At 70.8% G+C, this 22050-nt stretch carries 23 protein-coding genes; 13 read left to right on the forward strand and 10 right to left on the reverse strand.

Annotated elements, in window-relative coordinates; all coding sequences use genetic code 11:
* Position 1: 1 nt before the first annotated feature.
* Genes FL583_RS15805 through FL583_RS15815 form a run of 3 tightly spaced genes read right to left on the reverse strand, consistent with a single transcriptional unit; the run spans position 2 to position 2590 of the window.
* Complete coding sequence (locus FL583_RS15805; protein WP_142705411.1) at positions 2-661, reverse strand: methionine ABC transporter permease; 660 nt, start codon at positions 659-661, stop codon at positions 2-4.
* Positions 654-1646, reverse strand: a complete 993-nt coding sequence (locus tag FL583_RS15810) for a methionine ABC transporter ATP-binding protein (protein WP_142705412.1) — start codon at positions 1644-1646, stop codon at positions 654-656. Before FL583_RS15810 ends, FL583_RS15805 begins: the two co-directional genes overlap by 8 nt.
* Complete coding sequence (locus FL583_RS15815) at positions 1643-2590, reverse strand: MetQ/NlpA family ABC transporter substrate-binding protein (RefSeq protein ID WP_142705413.1); 948 nt, start codon at positions 2588-2590, stop codon at positions 1643-1645. Before FL583_RS15815 ends, FL583_RS15810 begins: the two co-directional genes overlap by 4 nt.
* A 198-nt stretch (positions 2591-2788) precedes the next feature.
* Here FL583_RS15815 and FL583_RS15820 point away from each other — a divergent pair, with 198 nt between their 5' ends.
* The 10 genes from FL583_RS15820 to FL583_RS15865 all read left to right on the forward strand — a co-directional run bounded on the left by FL583_RS15820 (position 2789) and on the right by FL583_RS15865 (position 12739).
* Positions 2789-4180 carry a DNA-binding protein gene (locus FL583_RS15820; protein WP_142705414.1) on the forward strand — a complete coding sequence of 464 codons (1392 nt, stop codon included), beginning with the start codon at positions 2789-2791 and terminating at the stop codon, positions 4178-4180.
* Positions 4180-6345 (forward strand): catalase/peroxidase HPI, encoded by a 2166-nt coding sequence (gene katG, locus FL583_RS15825; RefSeq protein WP_142705415.1) that lies wholly within the window; start codon positions 4180-4182, stop codon positions 6343-6345. The genes FL583_RS15820 and katG overlap by 1 nt, the downstream gene beginning before the upstream one ends.
* Before the next feature lie 184 nt (positions 6346-6529).
* Positions 6530-6991 carry an MSMEG_3727 family PQQ-associated protein gene (locus FL583_RS15830; RefSeq protein ID WP_142705416.1) on the forward strand — a complete coding sequence of 154 codons (462 nt, stop codon included), beginning with the start codon at positions 6530-6532 and terminating at the stop codon, positions 6989-6991.
* 9 nt (positions 6992-7000) lie between these two features.
* Positions 7001-8695, forward strand: coding sequence for a PQQ-dependent dehydrogenase, methanol/ethanol family (locus FL583_RS15835; protein ID WP_142705417.1), 1695 nt, complete (start codon positions 7001-7003; stop codon positions 8693-8695).
* A gap of 22 nt (positions 8696-8717) precedes the next feature.
* Entirely contained in the window at positions 8718-8798 is an 81-nt protein-coding gene (pqqA, locus tag FL583_RS42950; RefSeq protein WP_420843149.1) for a pyrroloquinoline quinone precursor peptide PqqA, read from the forward strand.
* A gap of 1 nt (position 8799) precedes the next feature.
* Positions 8800-9612: a pyrroloquinoline quinone biosynthesis protein PqqB gene (pqqB, locus tag FL583_RS15845; RefSeq protein WP_142705418.1), complete on the forward strand. Its 813-nt coding sequence runs from the start codon at positions 8800-8802 to the stop codon at positions 9610-9612.
* A complete protein-coding gene (pqqC, locus tag FL583_RS15850; protein ID WP_142705419.1) occupies positions 9609-10310 on the forward strand; it encodes a pyrroloquinoline-quinone synthase PqqC in 702 nt (233 codons plus the stop codon). Before pqqB ends, pqqC begins: the two co-directional genes overlap by 4 nt.
* Complete coding sequence (pqqD, locus tag FL583_RS15855; protein ID WP_205752175.1) at positions 10307-10567, forward strand: pyrroloquinoline quinone biosynthesis peptide chaperone PqqD; 261 nt, start codon at positions 10307-10309, stop codon at positions 10565-10567. The genes pqqC and pqqD overlap by 4 nt, the downstream gene beginning before the upstream one ends.
* On the forward strand, positions 10560-11630 hold the full coding sequence (gene pqqE, locus FL583_RS15860; protein WP_142705421.1) for a pyrroloquinoline quinone biosynthesis protein PqqE: 1071 nt from the start codon (positions 10560-10562) through the stop codon (positions 11628-11630). The genes pqqD and pqqE overlap by 8 nt, the downstream gene beginning before the upstream one ends.
* Positions 11627-12739 carry a sodium:calcium antiporter gene (locus FL583_RS15865; RefSeq protein ID WP_142705422.1) on the forward strand — a complete coding sequence of 371 codons (1113 nt, stop codon included), beginning with the start codon at positions 11627-11629 and terminating at the stop codon, positions 12737-12739. The genes pqqE and FL583_RS15865 overlap by 4 nt, the downstream gene beginning before the upstream one ends.
* Here the strand turns inward: FL583_RS15865 and FL583_RS15870 are convergent.
* From FL583_RS15870 to FL583_RS40145, 4 genes are all read right to left on the reverse strand, one after another.
* Entirely contained in the window at positions 12736-14160 is a 1425-nt protein-coding gene (locus tag FL583_RS15870; protein ID WP_276611618.1) for an IS4 family transposase, read from the reverse strand. The two genes, FL583_RS15865 and FL583_RS15870, sit on opposite strands and share 4 nt — an antisense overlap.
* Positions 14161-14335: 175 nt before the next feature.
* Positions 14336-15193, reverse strand: coding sequence for an LLM class F420-dependent oxidoreductase (locus tag FL583_RS15875; protein ID WP_142705423.1), 858 nt, complete (start codon positions 15191-15193; stop codon positions 14336-14338).
* A gap of 61 nt (positions 15194-15254) precedes the next feature.
* Positions 15255-15638 (reverse strand): TIGR03618 family F420-dependent PPOX class oxidoreductase, encoded by a 384-nt coding sequence (locus FL583_RS15880; protein ID WP_142705424.1) that lies wholly within the window; start codon positions 15636-15638, stop codon positions 15255-15257.
* A gap of 54 nt (positions 15639-15692) precedes the next feature.
* On the reverse strand, positions 15693-16043 hold the full coding sequence (locus tag FL583_RS40145; protein WP_170323672.1) for a hypothetical protein: 351 nt from the start codon (positions 16041-16043) through the stop codon (positions 15693-15695).
* 125 nt (positions 16044-16168) lie between these two features.
* Between FL583_RS40145 and FL583_RS15885 the strand changes: the two genes are divergently transcribed.
* Positions 16169-16966 (forward strand): alpha/beta fold hydrolase, encoded by a 798-nt coding sequence (locus FL583_RS15885; RefSeq protein WP_170323673.1) that lies wholly within the window; start codon positions 16169-16171, stop codon positions 16964-16966.
* On the opposite strand, the gene FL583_RS15890 is transcribed toward FL583_RS15885, so the two are convergent.
* Complete coding sequence (locus tag FL583_RS15890; protein ID WP_142705426.1) at positions 16888-18273, reverse strand: GH1 family beta-glucosidase; 1386 nt, start codon at positions 18271-18273, stop codon at positions 16888-16890. The two genes, FL583_RS15885 and FL583_RS15890, sit on opposite strands and share 79 nt — an antisense overlap.
* 106 nt (positions 18274-18379) lie before the next feature.
* Between FL583_RS15890 and FL583_RS15895 the strand changes: the two genes are divergently transcribed.
* On the forward strand, positions 18380-18823 hold the full coding sequence (locus FL583_RS15895; RefSeq protein ID WP_170323674.1) for an NUDIX domain-containing protein: 444 nt from the start codon (positions 18380-18382) through the stop codon (positions 18821-18823).
* 344 nt (positions 18824-19167) lie between these two features.
* Here the strand turns inward: FL583_RS15895 and FL583_RS15900 are convergent, their stop codons facing one another.
* Positions 19168-19854: a VC0807 family protein gene (locus FL583_RS15900; protein ID WP_142705428.1), complete on the reverse strand. Its 687-nt coding sequence runs from the start codon at positions 19852-19854 to the stop codon at positions 19168-19170.
* A gap of 39 nt (positions 19855-19893) precedes the next feature.
* Here FL583_RS15900 and FL583_RS15905 point away from each other — a divergent pair, with 39 nt between their 5' ends.
* Positions 19894-20688, forward strand: a complete 795-nt coding sequence (locus tag FL583_RS15905; RefSeq protein ID WP_142705429.1) for a PaaX family transcriptional regulator C-terminal domain-containing protein — start codon at positions 19894-19896, stop codon at positions 20686-20688.
* Here FL583_RS15905 and FL583_RS15910 read toward each other — a convergent pair.
* A complete protein-coding gene (locus FL583_RS15910) occupies positions 20685-22016 on the reverse strand; it encodes an ABC transporter substrate-binding protein (RefSeq protein WP_205752177.1) in 1332 nt (443 codons plus the stop codon). The genes FL583_RS15905 and FL583_RS15910 overlap by 4 nt on opposite strands.
* Positions 22017-22050: the final 34 nt, after the last annotated feature.

Genomic DNA, 22050 nt, shown 5'->3' on the forward strand with positions numbered 1-22050 from the left:
GTCACCGACGGAGCGCCCGCCGCGCGAGCCAGTTCCCGAGGAACTGACCCGCCTGCACGATGACGACGATCGTCGCGACCGTGAGGTAGACGACCGGCCAGTTGTACCGCTGCGAGCCGTAGGTGATCGCGAAGTCGCCCAGCCCGCCGCCGCCGAACAGCCCGGCCTGCGCGGACATGTCGACGATCGCGATGAAGATGAACGTGTACCCGAGGATCAGCGGCCCGAGTGCCTCCGGGATCAGCACGGTCACCAGGATCCCGATCGGACGTGCTCCCGCGGCCCGGGCCGCCTCGACGACGCCGGGGTCCACGGTCAGCAGGTTCTGCTCGACGATCCGGCTGATCGCGAACGCCGCCGACAACGACAGCGCGAACGTGACCGCGTTGGTGCCGATCGTCGTCCCGATCGTGTGGAGCATCAGCGGCTGGATCGCGGTGATGAAGATGACGAACGGCACCGGCCGGACGACGTTCACCGCGATGTTCAGCCCGACGAACACCGGACGGTTGCTCAGCAGGTTCCCGGGCCGCGTCCCGTACAGCAGCATCCCGAGCACCAGCCCGAGCAGTCCACCGACGAACAGCGAGATGCTGACGATGTAGAACGTCTGCCAGATCGCCTCGCGGTAGACCGGCAGGTTGTCGAGGAACTCACTCATCGTTGACCTCGATTCCCTCGGCTTTCAACGCCGCCAGCGCCGCGTCGACGTCGCCGCCGGTGAGCTCGAACGTGATGCTCCCGACCGACCTCTCCTGCAACTCGCTGATCCCGCCGAACACCACCTCGGCCGCCACCCCGTGTTCCAGGAACGTCCGGGCCAGCCCGGCCTGGTCGCGGACCCGGACCGTGACCAGCCGCCCGGGGTGACGCACCCGCAGCCGGGCCAGCGTCTCGGGCGACGGCCGGTCGCGCAGCGCGGTGCGGACGAACTGCGCGGCCGCGTCGGTCGAGGGCTGCGCGAACACGTCGTACGCGCTGCCGGTCTCGACCACCCGCCCGGAGTCGAGCACCGCCACCCGGTCGGCGACCGACCGGATGACGTCGAGCTCGTGGGTGATGAGCACGATCGTGACGCCGAGGTCGCGATTGACCCGGCGCAACAGGGCCAGCACCTCGCCGGTGGTCTCCGGGTCGAGCGCGCTGGTCGCCTCGTCGGCCAGCAGCAGCGACGGCTCGGTGGCCAGCGCCCGGGCGACGCCGACCCGCTGTTTCTGTCCGCCGGAGAGCTTCTCCGGGTAGTCGTGGGCGCGGTCGAGCAGCCCGACGAAGTCGAGCAGCCGGGCCACCCGCCGGTCGCGTTCGGGCTGCCGCACGCCCGCGACCTTCAGCGGATAGGCCACGTTTCCGGCCACGGTCCGCGACCGGAACAGGTTGAACTGCTGGAAGATCATCCCGATGTCGCGCCGGACCTCCCGGCGCCCCCGCTCCGCGAGCGCCGTCACCTCCTGCGGACCGACGTACAACCGGCCGCTGGTCGGCGTCTCCAGCCCGTTGATCAGCCGGACCAGCGTGCTCTTGCCTGCTCCGGAGTGGCCGATGACGCCGAACACCTCGCCGCGCTCGATGTCCAGAGTGACGTCCGCCAGCGCGGGGCGCCCCGAGAACTCCTTGCTGACGTGCTCGAACCGGACGTGAACGGTCACTTGGCAGCCGCTCGGGCCTGCTCCTCGACGGTCGCCAGCTCCTTCTGAAGCTCGGCCGCAGGCACGGTCCGGAACACCGCGGTGCCGGCGTTGGCGGCCTGCACGGCCTTCTCCACGGTGGGGTCGTGGTACAGCGCGGCGAGCTTCAGGTACGTCTCGTTGTTCACGTCGGCTTTGCGGGCGGTGAAGATGTTGACGTAGGGCGCGGCGCTGGGGCTGGCCGGGTCGTCCTTGAAGATCGCCTGCTCCGGCTTCAGGCCGGCGTTCGTCGCGTAGTTGTTGTTGACGATCGCCGCCGCCACCGAGCCGTTCTGCAGCGCCCCGGCGGTCTGCGAGGCGTCCAGTGTGGTGACGCTGACCTTGTGGGTCTCGACGTCGGCGACGGTGGAGAACGCGCCGCCGCCGCCCTTCAGCGTCACCAGCCCGGCGGCCTGCAGCACCAGCAGGCCGCGGGCCTCGTTGATCGCGTCGTTCGGGATCGCGACCTTCGCGTTCGCCGGGAGTTTCGCCGGGTCGGTGACCTTCAGCGAGTAGAGCGGCAGCGGGTAGACCGCGGTCGCGCCGATCGGCTGCAGGTCGTCGTTCGCGGTGACGTTGTAGTTCGCCAGGTACTGGATGTGCTGGAACTGGTTGAGGTCGACCTGCTTCTCCTTCAGCGCCGGGTTGGGCTGGCTGTAGTCGTTGAAGTTGACGAACTTCAACGTCACGCCCAGCTGCTTCTCGGCCAGCGCGGAGTACGTCTTCCAGTACGGCTGCGACGCGTCGACGACTCCGATGCTGACGGTCTTCTTCGCGGTGCCCGAGTCGTCACCGCCGCGCGTCAACACGACGGCGAGGACAACGACGACGACGACCACGGCGGCCGCCGCGGCGATCCAGATCCCACGGCGTCCGCCGCCGCGGGACGGCAGCTGCGGTTCGTCGGACGGGACTGACTCGGACATGACTAGGACCTCCCAGGCCATAAAGGAACGACCGGACCCTAGCATTCCTAGCGTCTTAGTAGGTAATTGGAAAGTTCCATTGTCGACAGGTGGAACGAAAGGTAGCGAAGCCGCACGAGGGGTACCTAGAGTGGGGACCGCTGGTCTGTGGCAGAGCCGAGACTCAGCGTGATGTTGGACCAAAGGCGGTTCTTCACCATGAGAGACAGAAATCGCCGCGAACCGAGCATCTACGCGGCTTGGGAACGATTCATCCGGGGCGACGACCACGTGTCGGGCGTCCGGCCCGAAGTGGCGATCTCCTGGCACCGCTGCCGGGAGCGGTACCGCGTGGACCCGCACCTCACCGAGGCGCCGATCGCGATCGCCGAGATCGACCACACGCCCGACCACGACGCGGTCTTCGCCGAGCTGGGCTTCCGGGCCGCGGCCCTGGCCCACGACGTGAGCGTGGCCGGCGGCGTCGTCACGATCACCGACGGCACCGGCCGGATCCTGGCCTCCTGGGGCGACCAGGTCACGGTCTCGCGCGCCGAGCAGGCCAACCTCGCGCCCTGGTTCTGCTGGTCGGAGTCGGCGGCCGGGACGAACGGCATGGGCATGGCGCTCGAGGCCCACGGCCCGGTGCTGGTCCGGGGGGCCGAGCACTGGTGCGAGGCGTTCCACAACTGGGTCTGCGCGGGCGTCGCCGTCCGGGACGTCGTCAACCGGGACCCGATCGCGGTCCTCAACATCTCCTGCTGGCGCAGCCAGCTCCCGCCGCTCGCGGTGAGCTGGCTCGGCAACGCGGCCACCAAGACCCAGTGCCTGCTCCGGCGCCGGGCCCGGGACAGCGGCGCCGAGCTGGTCGCGGCCTACACGTTGGCCCGGGCCGGCACGACCGCGGCCCTGGCCGCGCTGGACACCGCGGGCAAGGTCGTGATCGCCGACGAGACCGCGAGCGTGCTGCTGGGCGTCCCGGCCGCGGTCCCGGCCCTGGACCCCACGGTCCGCTGGACGCCCGGCGTGCCCGGGCTGACCGGCGCGGCCCGATACGCGAGCCGCCAGGCGGCCCGCAACCCCGACTGGGTCGGCTCGACCCAGATCTTCACCTACCTCACCGACGAACCGACCCCGATCACGCTCCGCCCGGTCTTCCGGACCGGTCAGCTGATCGGCACGCTGGTCGAGTTCAGCGCCTCCGACGAGGCCCACCTCCCGGCCGCGGCCGACGAGACCCCGCGCGCACCGCAGGACGTCCCCCGGTCCCGGCGGGTCGTGGCGACGCGGGAGAACCGGACAGTGCTGCTGCGGCTGGCCGAGGTCGCGTTCGCCGAGTCGGAGGGGAACGACGTCTGGCTCTCGACCGACCAGGGCCGGTTACGGGCCGCGTCGTCCAGCCTGGACAGCCTGGGCGACGAGCTGTCCGACGCCGGGTTCCTGCGGGTGCACCGGCGGTACGTGGTGAACCTCGGCCGGGTACGCGAGGTCGAGCGGCGCCGGGGCGGCGAGTTGTTCCTGGTCATGGCCGACGCTGACGACCAGGAGGACGGGATGGTGCCGGTCTCGCGCCGGAATGCCCCGGCCGTGCGACGAGCGCTGGAGATCTGATGCCCGACACCGGCAGCGGCGGCGGCCTGGGCCTGCCCGCCCCGCCGCCGGCGTCGGCCTCGGGCGCGGCCTCCGCGTCGGCCTCCGCCTCGGCCGAGTACTACGCGTCGGTGGAGCGGCCGTACTCGGTGTCGCTCGGGAAGGTGTCCGCGACCGCGGACGAGCGGCTCGACCTGCGGGCCCTCCCGAAGTCGCCCCCGCTGGACGACGACTACCCGGCCGCGTTCGCGACGCTCGACCTCGACGAGCTGGCCGCCGACGTCGACGCGGTGCTGACGACGTCGCAGGACTGGTGGCCGGCCGACTTCGGGCACTACGGGCCGCTCGTCCTGCGGATGGTCTGGCACTGCGCCGGGACCTACCGGGTCGCCGACGGGCGGGGCGGAGCCGCCGCCGGCCTGCAGCGGTTCGCGCCGGTCGACAGCTGGCCCGACAACCGCAACCTCGACAAGGCCCGCCGCCTGCTCTGGCCGGTGAAGAGGAAGTACGGCCGCCGGGTCTCCTGGGCCGACCTGATGGTCTTCGCCGGGAACCGCGCGCTGGAGACGATGGGCTTCCGGACGTTCGGCTACGCCGGCGGACGCGTCGACGTGCTCGAGCCCGACGACGTCTACTGGGGACCCGAGCAGGCCTGGCTGGCCGACGAACGGCACCGGGGCGTCCGCGAGCTCGACGAACCGCTCGCCGCCGAACAGCTGGGCCTGATCTACGTCAACCCGGAGGGGCCGAACACCGTCCCCGACCAGTACGCGTCGGCGCGGGACATCCGGGCCACGTTCCGCCGGATGGGGATGAACGACGAGGAGACCGTCGCGCTGATCGCCGGCGGCCACACGTTCGGGAAGACGCACGGGGTGGCCGACCCGCAGCGTCACCTCGGTCCGGAGCCGGCCGCGGCCCGGCTGGAGGACCAGGGGCTGGGCTGGCGCAACACCCACCGCACCGGCGCCGGGCCGGACACGATCACCAGCGGCCTCGACGGCACCTGGACCCCGACGCCCACGAGCTGGGACAACACCTACCTCGAGGCGCTGTTCGGCTACGAGTGGGACGTCGCTCTGAGCCCGGCCGGGCTCTGGCAGTGGGTCCCGCGGGGCGGCGCCGGGGCCGGTACCGTCCCGGACGCGCACGACCCGGCCAAGCGGCACGCGCCGACGTTCCTCACCACCGACCTGGCCCTGCGCTACGACCCCGGTTACGCGCCGATCGCCCGGCGGTTCCTCGAGCACCCCGACCAGCTCGCCGACGCGTTCGCCCGGGCCTGGTTCAAGCTCACCCACCTCGATCTGGGCCCGCGTGAGCGCTATCTGGGCCCGCTGGTTCCGGCCGAGACGCTGCCCTGGCAGGACCCGGTGCCCGCATCTCCGGCCCGGGCGCGGCTCGACCTGGGCGCGTTGAAGAGTCGGATCCTCGGCTCGGGGCTGTCCCGCACCCAGCTGATCGCCGCCGCCTGGGCATCCGCGTCGACCTACCGGAACAGCGACGGACGGGGCGGGTCGAACGGCGGGCGCCTCCGCTTCGAGCCCCAGCGCAGCTGGGCGGTCAACGACCCGGCGTCGCTGGCCCAGGTCCTGGACGTGCTGACCGGCCTGCCCGGCATCTCGGTCGCGGACGCGATCGTGCTCGGCGGCTGCGCCGCGCTGGAGCAGGCGGCGGGCATCCCGGTCCCGTTCACGCCGGGCCGCGGCGACGCGACCGAGGAGGACACCGACCCGGAGTGGTTCGCCCCGCTCGAACCGATCGCCGACGGCTTCCGCAACTACCGCGGCCCGCGCGCCCGGCGCCCCTCGGAACACCTGCTGGTCGACCGGGCGAGCCTGCTGACGCTCACCGCGGCCGAGATGACCGTGCTGGTCGGCGGCCTGCGGGTGCTCGGCGTGGTCCACGACGGGTCCACCGGCGTGCTGACCGCGACCCCCGGCGTCCTGACCAACGACTTCTTCGTCAACCTGCTGGGCACCGCCTGGGCGGCGCGCACCCCGGAGACGTTCGAGGGCGGCGGCTGGACCGCGAGCCGCGTCGATCTGGTCTTCGGCGCCGACGCCCGGCTGCGCGCGATCGCCGAGTACTACGCGGCCGACGACGGGGCCGGGCCGTTCGTCCGCGACTTCGTCCGGGCCTGGGACAAGGTCATGAACCTGGGCGTTCTGAACCTCGGCCGCTGAGCGGTGGCGTTCCGGTGGTGAACGGTCGCCGATCGCGGACGAACGGCATCGGGCCGGAATTCCTTGTCCGTCCTATTTCGCGGGCGTAAAGTCCGGCGTAATAGCTGCTTACGAATCCTCATTGGACGGCGCTATTTCGCGTGCCCAGAAATAGATCGGGAGAATCCGAGGAGAGGATGGGTCGATGGCGACCGCGCAGGACCGCGATTTACTGCTGGAGAAACTCGGGCTCGACGGCCAGAACAAGGCCGCGCTCGGGAAAGTGCTGAACACGGGCAACATCGGGCAGGCCACCGAGCGGGCCGACGGCACGATGGAAGCGACGATCCGGATCCAGCCCGACGAGATCTGCTGGGATCCGTCGATTCTGGTCCTGCCCCACGGTGGCGACGTCGAACTCACGCTGATCAACGACGACCTGAACACGCATTGCGCGTTACTGCCGAGTAATGGCGACCGCAAATTCATTTGGCTGGTCAACCATTCGAAGGGCCGCGCGACGCTCAATCTCGACGGTCCCGGCTACTACTGGTTCAGCTCGCCGACCGGCAACGACGAGGGCCGCGGACTCACCGGCACGATCGTCGTCCTCGGTGACGTACCCCCGGAAGCCCGCCTCGACCGCCCGCCGCAGCCCCGCCCGTAAGGAGGAACCATGACCGTCGAGTACGTGGACGCGGGCGAGGCCGTCGACCAGGGCCGGCTGTCCGGCAAGGTCGCCGGCGGCGAGGTCGCCCCGCCCGTCACCGAGAACGTCACCTACGAGCGCATTCTGGACGCCCGCTCGGAACCCGAGAACTGGCTCACCTACTACGGAGCCCACGACGGCCAGCGGTTCAGCCCGCTCGACCAGATCAACACCGAGAACGTCAAGCGCCTGCTGCCCGCGTGGGTGTTCCAGGCCGGCAGCAGCGGCATCATCGCGGGCGCATCGACGTACTCGTTCGAGGCGACGCCGATCGTCGTCGACGGCATCATGTTCCTGTCCGGCTGGGACGGCTGGGTCTGGGCCCTGGACGCGGCGACCGGCACCGAGATCTGGCGCTACAAGCACGCGATCCCGTTCGACGTCTCGCTGTGCTGCGGGAACGTCAACCGGGGCGTCGCGGTGGCCCGGAACAAGGTCTTCTTCGTCACCGCCAACGCGCACCTGATCGCGCTCGACGCGACGACCGGCAAGAAGGTCTGGGACAAGGTCAAGGGCGACGTCCGGGCCGGGGAGAGCGCCACCAGCGCGCCGATCGTCATCAAGGACATGGTCGTCGTCGGCAGCGCCGGTGGCGAATTCGGCGTCCGCGGGCACCTCGACGCGTTCGACCTGGAGAGCGGCGAACACCGCTGGCGGTCGTACATGGTGCCGAAGCCCGGCGAGCCGGGCGCCGAGACCTGGCCGGCCGACGGCGAGGCCTGGGCCCGCGGCGGCGGCAACCCGTGGCTGGTCGGGACGTTCGACCCGGACACGAACCTGATGTACTGGGGCACCGGCAACCCGGCGCCCGACTTCGACGGCGGCGTCCGCGAGGGCGACAACCTGTACACCGACAGCGTCGTCGCGGTCGACGTCGACTCGGGCGAGATCCGCTGGCACTACCAGTGCACCCCGCACGACGTCTGGGACTACGACAGCATCTCGGAGTGCATCCTGTTCGAGCACGACGGGCGCAAGCTGCTCGGGCACTTCGACAAGAACGGCTACTTCTTCGTCCTCGACCGCACGAACGGCGAGCGGGTCTCGATCACGCCGTTCGTCGACCGGATCACCTGGGGCGCGATCACCCGCGACGGCCAGGTCGCGGCCAAGGTCTATCCCGACGAAGAGGGCGTGCCGGTGCACTTCTACCCGGGCCCGGCCGGGGCCAAGGAGTGGACCCACGCCTCCTACAGCCCGCGCACCGGCCTGTTCTACGTCCCGGTGCAAGACGTCGGGGCCACGGCCACCCGGCGCCGCCGGGAGTTCAAGGAGAGCATCCCGTACTGGGGCGCGGGCGTTCAGGTCGACATCGAGGAGGCGGTCGGCTACGTCAGCGCGTTCGACGCCAACGGCGACGAGAAGTGGCGCTGGCGCAACGAGCTCCCGATGTGCGCGTCGACGCTGGTCACCGGCGGTGACGTCGTGTTCGCGGGCGAGCCGTCGGGCGAGTTCAACGCGCTCGACGCCCGCACCGGGGAGCAGCTGTGGCAGTTCCAGTGCGGCAGCGGCCACCACAGCAGCCCGATCACGTACGCGGTGAACGGACGGCAGTACGTGGCGGTCCCGGTCGGCTGGGGCGGCTGGGCCGAGGGGTTCCTGCCCGGCATGCTCGGCGCCGGCCACGGCAGCGCCCTGTTCGTGTTCGCCCTGCCGGAATAGTCGAGAGGAGGAACAGCCGATGATGGAGTGGGAGACGCCTTCGTTCGAGGAAGTCTCGGTCGCCCCCGAGGTGACCATGTACATGGGCACGCTGGAGCCCTGACGTGAAGGCGCGGGTGCTCGGCTCGGCGGCCGGCGGTGGCTCGCCGCAGTGGAACTGCCACTGCGACGTCTGCACCGCGGTCCGGTCCGGCGCCGGGCACCCGCGCACCCAGTCGTCCCTCGCGGTGACGGTCGACGACCGTCAGTGGTTCCTGTTCAACGCCTCGCCGGACGTCCGGACGCAGGTCGACGGCCTGCGCCTGTCCGCGGTACTTCTCACCGACGCCGAGCTCGACCACACCGCCGGGCTGCTGTTGCTCCGCGAGGCGGACGTCGTCGAGCTGTACGCCACCCCGGCGGTGTACGAGACGCTCCACGACGGCTCGGGGCTGTTGCCGTTGCTCGCGAGGTACTGCCGGGTCGAGTGGCGCCCGGTGGATCTCGGCGTGGAGTTCGTGCTGGCCCCGGGGCTGTCGTGCCGGGCGTTCGACGTCCCGACGACCAAGCGCGACCGGTTCGGGGTGGGCGTCGGGGCCGGCCGGGTGGTCGGGTACCGGATCACCGACACCCACTCCGGCGGGACGCTGGTCTACCTGCCGGGCGCGCAGGCGCTGCCGTCGCTCGACCCCGCCGACGTGCTGCTGTTCGACGGCTCGTTCTTCCGCGACGACGAGATGGGCCCGGCCCGCACCGCCCGGGACATGGGGCACCTCCCGATTCTCGACAGCCTCGAGCCGTTGTCCGGCTTCCGGCGGGTGATCTACGTCCACATCAACAACACGAATCCGATCCTGCTCGACGACTCGCCCGAGCGGCGGGCCGTCGAGGCGCGCGGCCTGGAGGTAGCCATGGACGGCCTGGAGATCGAGCTATGACCGCGGTACTCGGTACGGACTTCGTCGCCACGCTGCGGGCCCACTCCCAGCGCTACCACGACGCCCACCCGTTCCACGTCCGCATGAACGAGGGACGTTGCACCCCGGAGCAGCTGCGCGGGTGGGTGGCCAACCGCTTCTACTACCAGGAAGCCATCCCGCGGAAGGACGCGGCGATCCTCTCCAACTGCCCGGACGTGGACGTCCGACGGCGCTGGATCCGGCGGATCACCGACCACGACGGCAGTGTTCCCGGTAGTGACGGGGAGCCCGGCGACGGCGGGATCGAGGCCTGGCTGCGGCTGGGGGAGGCGGCGGGCCTCACCCGGGAGGAGATCCTCGACCATCGGCACCTGGTGCCGGGCGTGCGCTTCGCGGTCGACGCGTACGTGAACTTCTGCCGGACGCGGCCGTGGGTGGAGGCGGTGGCCTCGTCGCTCACCGAGCTGTTCGCGCCGGACCTGATGGCCTCGCGGTTGGCTGCTTTCGAGCGGTACTACCCGTGGATCGAGCCGTCGGGGCTGGAGTACTTCCGGAACCGGCTGACCCAGGCGCCGCGCGACTGCTCGCACGCGCTGGAGGTCGTGACGACGTACTGCCTCTCGGCCGAGTCCCAGGCTGCGGCCGTCGATGCGCTGTCGTTCAAGTGCGACGTGCTGTGGAGCCAGCTGGACGCGATCGACAAGGCGTACCCGTGAGCCGGCCCCGGTTGGCGCGGCACGTGCGGCTGACGTTCGACACCACCCGGCAGAAGCCGATCCTGCTGCTGCCGGAGACGGTCGTGGTGCTCAACGCGACCGGCGCGGCGATCCTCGAGCAGTGCGACGGGTCGCGGACCGTGGCCGAGATCGAGGAGTCGCTGGCCGTGCGGTACCGGACGGTGCCGGCCGGGGAGGTCCAGCGGTTCGTCGACGGGCTGGTGGCCCGGCGGTGCGTGGAGCTGGCCGATGGCTGAGCCGTTCGGGCTGCTGGCCGAGCTCACGTACCGGTGCCCGCTGGCCTGCGCGTACTGCTCGAATCCGGTGAACCTGGGGGATTACACCGAGGAGCTGTCCACGTCGGACTGGGCGCGGGTGTTCTCCGAGGCCCGCGACCTCGGCGTGCTGCAGTGCCATCTGTCCGGCGGCGAGCCGTTGCTCCGGCGGGATCTGGTTGCGCTGGTGTCGGCCGCTTCGTCGCTCGGTCTGTACACGAACCTGGTGACCAGCGCGGTGGGGCTGTCGCGGGGGACGGCGTCGCGCCTGCGTGACGCCGGGCTGGACCACGTGCAGATCAGCATCCAGGCCGATCAGCCGCTGATCTCCGACCGGCTGGCCGGGATCCCGTCGTTCCACCGCAAAGTCGCCGCGATGCGCGTGGTGAAGGAACTGGGCTGGCCGCTGACCGTCAACGTCGTGCTGCACCGGCAGAACATCGACCGGGTCGGGGAGCTGCTGGAGTTCGCGGCCTCGGTGGGGGCGGACCGGGTCGAGCTGGCGAACACCCAGTACTACGGGTGGGCCTGGCAGAACCGGGACGCGCTGCTGCCGTCGCGCTCGCAGCTCGCCGCGGCCGAGGAGGTGGTGCGGAGCTTCTCGTCGTCGGACCTGGACGTTCTGTACGTGGTGCCGGACTACTACGGCAAGTATCCGAAGCCGTGCATGGGCGGCTGGGCCGCCCGGCAGCTGACCGTGACGCCCAACGGCGACGTGCTGCCGTGCCCGGCGGCCCAGTCGCTGCCGCTGCCGAGGGCGTCGGTGCACTCGGCGTCGCTGGCCTCGATCTGGGCGGACTCGCCGGTGATGAACGCGTTCCGGGGGACGGACTGGATGCCGTCGCCGTGCGCGTCGTGCGATCGGCGGGGCGTGGACTTCGGTGGGTGCCGGTGCCAGGCGTTCCAGCTGACCGGGGACGCCGCGCGGACCGATCCGGTCTGTCACCTCTCGCCGGATCACGCGCTGGTCACCGACGCGGTCGCGGCCGCGAACGAGTCGGTGGACGTACCGTTGATTCCCCGGCCGCACCGGGCCCGGGCATGATGTCGATCCTGGTGTTCGCGCTCGGGGCCGGGGTGCTGGTCTACAGCGCCGAGAAGCTCATCGTGTATCTGGTGGGGGCGGCCAGCGGGCTGCGGATCTCGGTGTTCCTGCTGGCGATCCTGTTCACCGGCATCGAGTTCGACGACGTCGCGCTGGGCGTTGCGCTCAACGTCGAGCACCTGGGCGGGGTGGCGTTGGGGACCGTGTTCGGGACGGCGATCTCGATGACCGGGATCGTCCTGGCGCTGGCCGCGATCGTGTGCCCGACCAGGGTGAACATCCCGGGGAGTTACCTGGCGCTGTTCGCCGCGTCGCCGCTGATGATGATCCCGTTCGTGCTGTCGGCGCCGCTGACGCCCGGGGATGGTGTGGTGTTGCTGGCGCTGTTCGGGGCGTTTCTGGCGTACGTCGCGACGAAGGAGCTGCAGAGCACGACGCCGATCTTCCGCAACGCCGAGATCCTCGAGCGGATCGGCGGGGGACCGGACGACCCACCTGAGCCCCCACGGCCCGGCCGCGGGACGGGGCCGCCGAGCGGCGAGCCGCCGACGGCTCCCGGCGGCGAGGTGTCGACGGCTCGCGGCGGCGAGGCGCCGTTCACGGTGATGATGCCGTTCTCGAAGACCCGGCCGCTGCCGAAGTGGGGCGGCCTGGCGTTGGCGGTCGTCGCCCTGACTGGCCTGATCGCCGGCGCCGCGATCACCAGCTCGGGCATCGGAGGAATCCTCGACGGCTACGGAATCCAGGGCACCCTCTTCGGCGCGACGATCGCCACCCTCGTGCTCTCGCTGGAAGACATCTTCCTCACCGTCGAACCCAACCGCCGCGGTGCCCCGGAGATCGGGATCGGCAACGTCATCGGCAGCGTCGTCTTCGGCGTCACCGCGAAGTTGGGCATCATCCTGCTCACCGGTGGCCGGATCGCCGTGGGCAGCGACGTCCTGGCCTGGCACTTACCGGTGCTGATCGGGATGACGTGGCTCTCGGCGTGCTTCATCCGCACCGGCCGTCTCCGCCGCTGGCACGGTTTCGTACTGCTGGCCCTCTACGTCACGTACTGGGCCGTCAGCTTCACGATCCTCGGCACCGCCCCCATCGACCCCGACTAGCGCCAATGCCGGGTAGTTAAGGGCTGGTCTGGTTTGTCTGTCCCGGTGAGGACGTCGATGGTGACGGTGGTCGGGTAGGTTCGGCGGTCGATGTGGGGGCCGCGGGCGTTGTATTTGGAGATGGCGCGTTTGACGGTGCGGGCGTTGGTCCGGGGCCGCCGGTCGGGTAGAAGGTCGGCGAGGATGGCTCGGCCGATCGCGCCGACCAGGTCGATCGTGGTGTCAGCGATGACGCCGGCGGCGTGGATGACCTGATCGCGGGCGGCGTGCAGGGCGGTGGTGAATCCTGCTCGGTCGGGATCGAGGTCGGGGACGCTGTTGGTGGCGTCGGTCATTGCGGTGCGGATGGCCTGGTAGCAGATCAGCAGCGCCCAGACTTCCTGTTCAACACCGGCTGGGGTGCGGGCGCGCAGCACGCGTCCGCCCAGCAGCCCCGATTTGAGCTCTAGATAGGCGGTCTCGATTTCCCATCGCTGGTGGTAGAGGCCGATCAGCTCTGCGGCGGGGTAGCGGCTGGTGTCGAGCAGGGTGGTGAGCAGCCGGTAGGTCTGGGTCCGGGACCCGGCGGTGGTCCGGACACTGATCCGGGCGTCGATGACCCGAACCGCAACGCCGCCGAACACGGAGCGGAACGATCCGTCGGGGTTGCGGGCCAGGGCGGGCAGCGCCGGGCCTCCGCGCCCGGTCCTGGCCCGGAACAACACCTGCGCGCCGGTGGAGTTGATCGCGGTGATCAGCCCGCCTGCGGTGAAGTTCCGGTCGGCCAGCACCAGCATCCCTGGGCGCAGCGCAGCGAACAGGCCAGGTGCGTAACGGGTCTCTCCGGTGCTGGCGGGCCCGAAGACCGCACTGATCACCGTGCGGGTTCCGCAGGCCAGCAGGGTCACCAGGCGCAGCGTCGGATAGGAGCCGCCGCCGCAGGGTCCACCGGCCTGTTTGCGATAGACACCCAGGTTCGCTGGGCTGTCGGGCACTGAGAGCAGGGTGCCGTCGATCGCGCAGAGCAGTAGTCCCCGCCATCGTGTTCCCGGGACCCTGCCGGTGGCCGCCGGGCCGGCGAGTACCTCGAACAACCTGCGCAACGGGCCCGCGCCCAGCCTCGTCCGGGCCTGGGTCAACGCCGAAGCCGTCGGAATCGGCACCGGTAGGCCTTCCAAGCCGGCGATCAGCCGCGCCCAGACCTGCCGGTATCCGATCCCGGTGAACAGACAGCCTGCCAGCAGCAGATACACCACGACCCGGGCCGGAAGGTTCCGGACCCGGGCCTGAACCGCGCCGGTCTCAGCCAGGACCTCGTCGACCATCTCGAACGGGACCTGCTGAGTCAGCTCACCCAGATGGCCGGCCGCGAACCGGTCAGGGGCCGCACCGACCGACCGGGTGATGACAGAATCCGTGGACAGCGGAGCTCCAGGTGACATGAGGTTGTCTCGGAAGGACAAACCTCTCTACCGGAGCTCCGCTGCCATTACCGCCCCGAACCGGGTCGACAACCTCACCACCAGCACTAACTAACCGGCATTGCGACTAGCGCCCCGGAAACCACCAGCCAGGACACGACGGCCCCGGCCGAGGGAACGTCCCGGCACACCTCATCTACGCGAGCTCGGGGACCGCCGCCGCGAACAGGTCGATGATCGACTGCCGGTCGGTGATGTCGTGCGCGTAGACGTAGGCAACCGTGAACCCCGCGTCCCGGAGCCCACTCGCGGTGCGGACGATGTCGTCGGCGGTGCTGCTCGGGTCGATCGGGAAGATCGTCGTCTTCTCGATCGCGTCGTAGTCCCGCCCGACCTCGTCGCAGTGACGGCGCAGCACACCGAGCTTGTGCTTCACGGTCTCGACGTCGCCGCCGATGTTGCACGCATCCGCGTACTGCGCGACCAGCCGGAGCGTGCGTTTCTCGCCCCCACCCCCGATCATGATCGGCGGCCGGGCCTGCACGTTCTGCGGCGAGTTCAGCGTCCGCCCGAGCCGGTAGTGCTTGCCGTCGTACGGCTCCTCGGACTCCGACCACATTTGCAAACAGATCTGAAGAGCCTCCTCGAGCCGCTCGAACCGCTCGGCGACCGAGGGGAACGCGAACCCGAGGCCCTCCGACTCCTCGTCGTTCCAGGCCGCCCCGATCCCGAGCCCGGCGCGCCCGCCGGTGAGGACGTCCAGCGTCGAGATCTGCTTGGCCAGCAGGGCGGGCTCACGGTAGATCACGCCGGTGACCAGCGTCGACAGCAGCGCCTTCTCGGTGTGCGCGGCGAGGAAGCCGAGCGTCGTGTAGGCCTCGAGCATCTCGTGCTCGGCCGGGCCGACCCCGCGGATCTGCCAGAAGTGGTCCATCACCGTGATCCGGGTGACGCCCGCGGCTTCGGCGTCCCGGACGTGGGTGGCGAGCGCCGTGCGGAGCTGTGCCGGGCCGCCGTCCCAGGTGAAGTCGGCGATGTGCAGACCGAGTTCCATGTACTCGTCTCCTCGATTCTTCGTGGTGCGTCGAACGCTAGGGGTTCGAGCGCGCTCTAAGTCAATGGACGGTCTCGACCTTGACCGTGAGCAGGACCCGCTCGCCGCCACCGCCTCCGAACCCCGGGTACGGACGGCCGAGATACCGCTGGGAGAGTGCGTCGATGTGCTCGCGGGCGCCGTCGGTCGTCATCGAGACGACGCTGCCGCGGACCGCCCAGGACCGCATCGGCGCGGCCGGGTCGCCGATGCCCAGCGAGACCCGCGGGTCGCGGCGGACGTTGCGGGTCTTCTGGTGGGTGTCGACGGTGTTGATCAGGATGTGCTCGCCGTCGGTGTCGGCCCAGGTCTGCGTCGTCTGGGGGGAGCCGTCGGGCATGAGCGTGCTGAAGAAGCAGATCGCGCTGTTCTGGAGCACCGCACGCAGGTCGTCGGGTAGTGGCATAGGGCTGGACATTCCCACCCGCGCGGTGAGCAACCCCAGTCGGGAGCAATCCGGTTACGGCACGTCCGACGCGATGTGGGCCGCGATCAGGCCGCCGAGCAGCGCGAGCACATAGGCGGCGCGGATCAGCCACGGGCGGGCGCGGTGGCCGGCGGCCAGGCTCCCCAGCCCGAGCACCAGCGCGACGGCGGCCGAGCCGACCGGGAGGTATGCGGCCACCTTCAGCCCGAGTCCGGTGCAGATCAGTTCGGTCGACGCGTCGGTGCAACCGGCGCCGGCCGGCAGCGCGCCCATCGGCCACAGCACGGTCAGCGCCAGCCACCCGGCCAGCCCGACCAGCGCGACGGTCGTCAGCGCACGGTCGTCCAGAGCGTTGCGTGAGCGGACGGTTCCGGAGAGCTCCATACCCGAGCCACGACGCCGGACCCGACCCGGTTCAGAAGGAGAGAGGTCAAGGATCGCCGGCGCGGTGGTGCGCGTCACCGTCCGATGAGCCTTGCGGACGCGCCGGAACGGCGCACTGTAGGGGTATGTACCTCGTTGCCCGGGATGGCCTACGGCTCTCGTACGACGTCCTCCCGGCCGACGGCCCGACCGTCGTGCTGCTGCACGGGTTCGCGGGCACGGCCGAGGCGAACTGGGTCCGCACCGGGGTAGCCGGCGCGCTGCACCGCGCCGGGCGGCGGGTCGTGCTGCCGGACGCCCGCGGCCACGGCCACTCCGACCGCCCGCACCAGGACACCGCCTACACCGGCGGGGTGTTCGTCACCGACGTCGAGGACCTGCTCGACCGGCTCGGCACCCCGGTCGACCTCGTCGGCTACTCGATGGGGGCGTTCACCGCCGCGCGGGTCGTGCCGCACCCGCAGGTGCGCAGCGTCGTGCTGGCCGGCGTCGGCGACGCGGTGCTGCACCCACGCGAGTGCCGCAGCCGCGAGGCGATCGCGACCGCGATGCTCGCCGACTCCACCGACCCGCTCGGCCACCGGCTGCGCCGGTACGCGGACCTGCTCGGCGCCGACCGGCAGGCCCTGGCCGCCGCGCAGCGCGGGGCCGCGTTCGACGAGCCGGCCGGAGTCCGGCTCGGCCGCACGCCGGTGCTGGTCCTCGCGGGCGAGGACGACCGCGCCGTCGGCGACCCGGCCGCCCTCGCGGCGGCGATCCCCGGGGCCCGGCTCGCGCTGGTCCCCGGCGACCACATGACCGCGCCCGCCGACCCGGCGTTCGCTGCCGCGCTGCTGGCCTACCTTCAGTCCAACGACCGGTTCCGCACTACGGACGCGTACCAGCGCGCGGAATCCTTCGGGGTCCGTTCCAGGGTCTCGTAGTCGACCCGGACGATGCCGAAGCGCTTCGAGTACCCGTACGACCATTCGAAGTTGTCCAGCAGCGACCACAGGAAGTACCCGCGCACGTCGACGCCCTTCTCGCGGACGTTGAGCACCGCGCGCAGGTGCCGCCGGACGTAGTCGGTGCGGTCGGCGTCGTGGATCCGGCCGTCCTCGGCGACGACGTCCGGGAACGCGGCGCCGTTCTCGGTCACCATCAGCGGCTGGTCCGGGTACCGCTGCCCGAGCTCGACCAGCAGGTCCTCCAGGCCCTGGGGGTCGATGTTCCAGCCCATGTCGGTGTGCGGCGGGTCGGTCGGCAGGAACTCGACGTCGTCCGCGCCGGGCCAGGCGGTCGCCGATGACGCCCCGTGCCCGTCGGCCCGCTGCAGCTCACCGGTGCCGTCCCAGAGCGACACCCGGTTCGTGCTGTAGTAGTTCACCCCGAGGACGTCGATCGGCTGGCGGATCAGCTCCAGGTCGCCGTCCCGGACGAACGACCAGTCGGTGATCGAGCTCGTGACCTCGAGCGACTCGGCGGGGTAGGCCCCCTCGAGCATCGGGCCCAGGAAGACGCCGTTCGCCAACGCGTCGACCTTCGACCGGGCCGCTTCGCCGGACGCGCCCACCGGACGGAAGACGTGCAGGTTGAGCGTCACCGAGAACTGAGCGTCGGGCCGGACGACCTGCCGGAGCTCGCGGAGCGCGAGCCCGTGGGCGAGGTTGAGGTGGTGCACCGCCTGCAGCGCGGCCAGCGGATCCGTGCGCCCGGGGGCGTGGACGCCGGAGCTGTACCCGAGGTAGGCCGAGCACCAGGGCTCGTTCAGCGTCGTCCAGGTGTGGACGCGGTCGCCGAGCGCCTCGCCGACGACGCGGGCGTAGGCCGCGAACGCCTCGGCGGTGCCGCGGACGGTCCAGCCGCCCTCGTCCTCCAGGGCCTGGGGGAGGTCCCAGTGGTACAGCGTCGCGACCGGCCGGATGTTACGGGCCAGCAGGCCGTCGACCAGCCGGGAGTAGAAGTCGAGGCCGGCCTGGTTGACCGCCCCACGGCCGGCCGGGACGATCCGGGGCCAGGCGATCGAGAACCGGTAGGCCTCCAGGCCGAGCTCGGCCATCAGGTCGAGGTCCTCGTCGAGGCGATGGTAGTGATCGTCGGCGACGTCGCCCGTGTCGCCGTCGAGCACCTTGCCCGGCGTGTGGCTGAAAGTATCCCAAATGGACGGGCCGCGTCCGTCCTCGTGGACGGCGCCCTCGATCTGGTACGACGCGGTGGCCGATCCGAACACGAACTCAGCGGGGAACTGCATCGATGGTCCTCGCCTTCAGTGGGACGAAAGAGAGCGCTTCCCGGGATAGCGCTCTCACAGCATCGCACGAGGAATGAGAAGGCGGGCGAGTGGGAACGGAACTGCCGTGACCGAGACCCGAGAACTGCCGATCCAGGAGCGAGCCGGGCAGAAACCCCGCAAGCTCGTGAACGTCGACGTCCTCGTCCGCGACCAGCAGGGCCGAATCCTGCTGGTCGGCAAGCCGGACTGGGCCATGCCCGGCGGAGCCGTCCCGGACGGCGAAGCCCCGCGCGAAGCGGCCCGCCGTCTGTTGCACGACCAGATCGCGCTGGACCGGGCGCCGAGTCGGCTGCTGGTCGTGGATTACGTGACCGGGGAGGACCGGCTCGACCTCGTCTTCGACGGGGGCACGATCCGGGCCGAGGACTATCCACGGTTCGCGTTCTGCGATCCGAGCGAGGCGGGTGAGCGTCTGCCGGAGTCCGGCCGCCCGCGCCTGGCCGCCGCCTGCGAGGGCCTCCGCTTCCAGGTCTCCCGCTATTTGGAGGACGGAACGATGCTCGCGTAGGAGTCGTGCGGGCCGGGTCGTTGGCGGGGTGGCTACCGAGTCCGGTTGAGGGCGCTTCGTGTGTCAGATGGTCGAGCGGGCCGGCCCGTCGCGGGGTGCGACGTTCCATCCGGTCTGCTGGCGGATCGCCCAGCACTGGGCCGAGCGTTGCGCAGCCAGGGTCGCGGCCGGGATGGCCGACCGGTCGTCGCACCGGAACGGCTCGGGGCGTCGCCGCGCCGTTCGCGGTCTGGTCCGTAGCCAGCTGTGGCTCACCGCCCGGGCCACCGGTCACGACGTCGAGAGGGCCGCCCCCGGAGGCCGAGGCCCGCACGGCACCGCCCATTGGCGGTTCCCGGCCAGGACTACGACGTCTCCACCGCGGTCGGTGGCATCGCGTCCGCGGCGCCCCTCCTCCGGGCCCCGGCCTGGGCCCGCCGCCCCACGGTGATCGACAGCCCGATCAACCCGGCGATCACCACATACGGCACCACATTGTTCACTACCACCATCGGCCCCGTACCGAGCTTCCACGTCAACACCGCCCGGATCACCGCCTCACCCAACAGCGCCACCCCCCACGCCGTCGTCAGCGTCCGCTGCACCGACCGGAAATTGGGGTGCGCCCACAGCCCGTCCCACCAGTCCCGCTGCACCTTCGACCCGTCGGTCGCGAACCGGCGGCCGAAGTAGAACGTCAGCGGCTTGCCGGCCAGCAGCGTGGCCAGGAACACCACCCCGAGCACGCCGGTGGTCACCGAGTCCTTGAGGAACACCGCCCGCGCGCTGTCCGAGAACACGGTCGTGGCGACGCCGGCCAGCAGGCCGATGAGCACGAACACGCTGAACTCGTCCACGTGGCGCTGGCGGTGCACGGTCCAGGCCAGCTCGGCGGCCGGCCACAGGCCGGACAGCAGCAGCGCAGGCACCTCGCCCAGGCCGGCGCCGGTGAGCACGAAGTAGGTGACGGTCGGTAACACGATGTTGGCGACGATCGGGATCACCCAGGACTGCAGGGCGGACTGGTCGCTCGCAGGCTTCTCATCGGCCACGGACGGACTCCCCAATAGGTGACGCAGTAGGCTACGACCGTGAGCGAGGTTATCACGCATAGTCGCTCGGCCGGGCTGGTCCCGTTCTTGTTCGGCCTGGCCGGCCGTCCCTCCCTGCCCGGTACCGCGCTGCGCCGGCTGCTCGGTGACCTGGGTATGTCCGACGACGCCGCCCGGGCGCTGCTGTCCCGGCTGACCCGGGCCGGCGAACTCACCGGCGAGCGGCACGGGCGCACGGTCGACTACCGGCTCGCCGGGAACCTCGCCCGCGGCTTCGAGCGCATCCGCACGTCGGACGGCCACCGCCCGCCTGAGTGGGAGGGCTCGTTCGCCGCGGTGCTCTACCAGGTGCCCGAGGAGCACCGTCCGTTCCGCGACGCGCTACGCCGGGCCGCGCTGCTGGCCGGCTACGGCATCCTGCAGCCCGGCGTCCTGATCTCGATGTCCGAGCTCGGCACCCGGCTCGACGGGGTGCTCGCCGACCGGCCGGCCGAGGCCCGGGTCTGGCCCGCGCGCCTGGAACTGAGCGTCGAGGACGCGGCCGCGGCCGCGTCGATCGCCTGGGGCCTGCCCGCCCTGGCCGCCGACTACCGCGCGTACCTCGAGGTGCTGCAGAGCGCCCCGCCGTCGTCGTCCGACCCGGCCGAGGCACTGCGCGCCTACGCCGGCACGCTGACGCCGATCCTGGTCGAGACCCTGCGGGAGCCGCGGCTCCCGCCGGGTCTGATGCCTCCGGACTGGCCCGGCCCCGCCCTCCGCTCGGCCATCGGCCGGTACTCCGCCGCGGCCGTGCCGGCCTTCACTACCTATGTGGACGCTCTGGCGAGCGGTTAGGAGCCCTCGAGTGCCGGCGCCGACTTCACGGCGGCGTCGTCCAGAGCCTGTTGTGGTTTGGCCTGGCCCTTGAGCACCTTGGCGATCGCGGCGCCGACGTACTTCGACATCTCGGCGTAGCCGGGCACGGTCGGGCGGGCCTGGCGGGCGTTCTCGAGGTTGTTGAAGAACTCCCGGCCGCCCGGGTACTCCTGGGCGTAGGCGGCGAACTGCATCGTGGTCTGCTCGACGCCCCGCAGCGGCAGGTTACCGATCGCCAGGTTGAACTTCGCGTCGACGTCCTTGCTGGTCAGCCACTTGATGAAGTCGCGGGACGCGCCGGCCCGGTTCGCGTTGTCGTGGTTGAAGAGCACCCACAGGTCGGGACCGGACACGGTCTGGTGGTCACCGTTGTAGCCCGGGAGCTGGGTGACGCCGTAGTCGATGTTGGTGTCCGAGAGCCCCAGCAGCTCCCACGGACCGGACATCATCATGCCGATCTTCCCGTTCGCGAACATCTGCGGGTACTTCTCGTCGGTCTGGTCGAGGAACATCGACTTGTCGTCGACGGCCATCTGGCGCAGCGTCTCCAGGGCGGCGACGCCGGCCTCGTTGTTGAACGCCGGCTTCTTGCCGTTGAGGATCAGCCCGCCGTGCTGCCAGAGCAGCGGCCACAGGTGCCAGGTCGTGTCCTCGCTGCCGGAGATCGAGTACGCGGTGCCGTAGACGCCCTTCTCCTCGTCGGTGAGCTTCTTCGCCGCGATCCGGAACTGCTCCCAGCTCCAGCGCTTGTTCGGGAGCGCGACCCCGGCCTCCTTGAACAGCGCCTTGTTGTAGATCAGCCCGATGTTGTCGACCAGCGCCGGGATGCCGATCACGACGCCGTTGACCGTCGCGGTCTCCTGGGCGGCCTTGGGGAAGTCCTGGAAGTCGAACTCGGGGTCGCGGACGAAGTCGGCGAGGTCCTGGGTCTTGCCGGTGGCCGCCAGCTGACCGGCCCAGCTGCCGAACGCGTAGGACACGTCGGGGTAGCTGCCGTTGTTGAACGAGCTGGTGAGCTTCGGCAGCAGGTCGTCGGTCACCTGGGCCCCGGCCGACGTCTTGATCGTGACGTTCTTGTGCTTTCGCTGGTACTCGGCGGCCAGGTTCTCGGCCGCCTTCTCCATCTGCGGCTCCTGCTGCCCCGTCCACCAGGTGATCGTCACCTTGGCGTCCGGGTCGTAGCCCTTGGCCGCGTCGCGGGCGTTGTCGTTGTCGGGCCCTCCGCAGGCGGAGAGAACGAGGGCGACGCCGACGGCGGCGGCCAGACCGGCCAGCGCGGGCCGCCTGCGGCCGCGGATCTGCTTCACGAGCTACACCCCTTGTAGAAGTCACAGCCGGCCT

It is taken from the genome of Cryptosporangium phraense, assembly GCF_006912135.1.
Lineage (GTDB): Bacteria > Actinomycetota > Actinomycetes > Mycobacteriales > Cryptosporangiaceae > Cryptosporangium > Cryptosporangium phraense.

What these genes read in the sequence shown, in the direction of transcription:
- FL583_RS40145 (WP_170323672.1), bottom strand. Translation starts at nt 16,043, where the DNA reads ATGGAGCTCTCCGGAACCGTCCGCTCACGCAACGCTCTGGACGACCGT.
- FL583_RS15805 (WP_142705411.1), bottom strand. Translation starts at nt 661, where the DNA reads ATGAGTGAGTTCCTCGACAACCTGCCGGTCTACCGCGAGGCGATCTGG.
- FL583_RS15865 (WP_142705422.1), top strand. Translation starts at nt 11,627, where the DNA reads ATGATGTCGATCCTGGTGTTCGCGCTCGGGGCCGGGGTGCTGGTCTAC.
- katG (WP_142705415.1), top strand. Translation starts at nt 4,180, where the DNA reads ATGCCCGACACCGGCAGCGGCGGCGGCCTGGGCCTGCCCGCCCCGCCG.
- pqqE (WP_142705421.1), top strand. Translation starts at nt 10,560, where the DNA reads ATGGCTGAGCCGTTCGGGCTGCTGGCCGAGCTCACGTACCGGTGCCCG.
- FL583_RS15870 (WP_276611618.1), bottom strand. Translation starts at nt 14,160, where the DNA reads ATGTCACCTGGAGCTCCGCTGTCCACGGATTCTGTCATCACCCGGTCG.
- pqqC (WP_142705419.1), top strand. Translation starts at nt 9,609, where the DNA reads ATGACCGCGGTACTCGGTACGGACTTCGTCGCCACGCTGCGGGCCCAC.
- FL583_RS15820 (WP_142705414.1), top strand. Translation starts at nt 2,789, where the DNA reads ATGAGAGACAGAAATCGCCGCGAACCGAGCATCTACGCGGCTTGGGAA.
- FL583_RS15815 (WP_142705413.1), bottom strand. Translation starts at nt 2,590, where the DNA reads ATGTCCGAGTCAGTCCCGTCCGACGAACCGCAGCTGCCGTCCCGCGGC.
- FL583_RS15880 (WP_142705424.1), bottom strand. Translation starts at nt 15,638, where the DNA reads ATGCCACTACCCGACGACCTGCGTGCGGTGCTCCAGAACAGCGCGATC.
- FL583_RS15875 (WP_142705423.1), bottom strand. Translation starts at nt 15,193, where the DNA reads ATGGAACTCGGTCTGCACATCGCCGACTTCACCTGGGACGGCGGCCCG.
- FL583_RS15835 (WP_142705417.1), top strand. Translation starts at nt 7,001, where the DNA reads ATGACCGTCGAGTACGTGGACGCGGGCGAGGCCGTCGACCAGGGCCGG.
- pqqA (WP_420843149.1), top strand. Translation starts at nt 8,718, where the DNA reads ATGGAGTGGGAGACGCCTTCGTTCGAGGAAGTCTCGGTCGCCCCCGAG.
- FL583_RS15830 (WP_142705416.1), top strand. Translation starts at nt 6,530, where the DNA reads ATGGCGACCGCGCAGGACCGCGATTTACTGCTGGAGAAACTCGGGCTC.
- FL583_RS15890 (WP_142705426.1), bottom strand. Translation starts at nt 18,273, where the DNA reads ATGCAGTTCCCCGCTGAGTTCGTGTTCGGATCGGCCACCGCGTCGTAC.
- FL583_RS15885 (WP_170323673.1), top strand. Translation starts at nt 16,169, where the DNA reads ATGTACCTCGTTGCCCGGGATGGCCTACGGCTCTCGTACGACGTCCTC.